2 protein-coding genes and 1 pseudogene are annotated in these 1,074 nt (G+C 35.5%); 1 reads left to right on the top strand and 2 read right to left on the bottom strand.

The window, feature by feature from the left end:
* On the top strand, positions 1-166 hold a 166-nt coding region (locus FTV34_RS17650; RefSeq protein WP_180070935.1), incomplete at its 5' end, for an addiction module antidote protein.
* 86 nt (positions 167-252) lie between these two features.
* Here the strand turns inward: FTV34_RS17650 and FTV34_RS17645 are convergent.
* Positions 253-795, bottom strand: a complete 543-nt coding sequence (locus FTV34_RS17645; RefSeq protein ID WP_044109724.1) for a cysteine hydrolase family protein — start codon at positions 793-795, stop codon at positions 253-255.
* A gap of 83 nt (positions 796-878) precedes the next feature.
* A pseudogene (locus FTV34_RS17640) lies at positions 879-1,074 on the bottom strand (MBL fold metallo-hydrolase); the annotation flags it as partial.

The raw sequence follows: 1,074 nt of genomic DNA, 5'->3' as shown, positions 1-1,074 counted from the left end.
AAAAGCTTTAGGTAATATTGCTAAAGCTAAAGGAATGGCTCAATTATCAAGAGACACAGGTTTAGGCCGAGAAAGTCTTTATAAAGCACTTTCTGGCGATGTAAATCCAAGCTTTGATACTGTTATTAAAGTGGTAAAAGCGCTGAATTTACGCTTAGCAATTTAAAAAAAACTAGTAAAAAAGGGAGCTTAAAGCTCCCTTTTTCAACTTCATATAACGTGTATTATGTTAATTTTAGGAAATCTTAGTCTTTAGCTAACATAATCTTCAGTTGATATTACTTGAGCATATGCAAATTCAAAAGCGGCCATTAATGTTGCATGGACATGACCAGCAGGTACTTTAACGCCATTAAATTCCAAGTCTAGTGTTGCACAAGCATCATGTATCACTTTTACCTTATAACCAAAATCAGAAGCAGCACGAACAGCAGCATCAACACACATATGCGTCATAGCACCAATCACGACTAACTCAGTCACTTGATTGCTATCTAAAATTTCTTTGAGATTCGTATTTAAGAACGCATTGATGTGATTTTTAATGATTACAGCTTCATCTTCTTGCGGCTTAACTGTGTCCTGAAATTCAATACCATTTGAGCTAGGTTCAAATATAGGAGATTCAGCATCAGCAATATGTTGCACATGAATCACTTGAGTACCCAGTTGATGGGCTTTCGCAATTACTTTCACTGCATTAGCAGCAGCTTGTTCAATATTTACCAATGGTAATTTACCTGTAGGTAGATATTCATTTTGTAAGTCGATAACTAATAAAGCTGATTTTGACATACCTATTCCTTTACTTAACTAATATTTGTTTTGTTCTACTTATGTTTTAAAGAAGTGGAATGCTTCCACTTCTTTAAGTCACTTTAGAAAGAAAGCGTTTCACCATCGATAGGAATTAAAACCTTATCTTGGATTCCTTTGTCCTTTACGTAATCTGCAAGCTCAGCACGTGTTACCGACATGTGGTTAATTGCATCCATGTGAACAGCAACCACTTTAGCATTTGGTGCTTTCTGAGTTGCATGATAAGTATCTTCTTTGCCCAGAATAATGGATTCT

Origin of the sequence: Acinetobacter sp. YH16038 (genome assembly GCF_013417275.1) — a bacterium.
Taxonomy (GTDB): Bacteria; Pseudomonadota; Gammaproteobacteria; order Pseudomonadales; family Moraxellaceae; genus Acinetobacter.
This window is presented reverse-complemented; position numbering and strand designations above follow the sequence as displayed.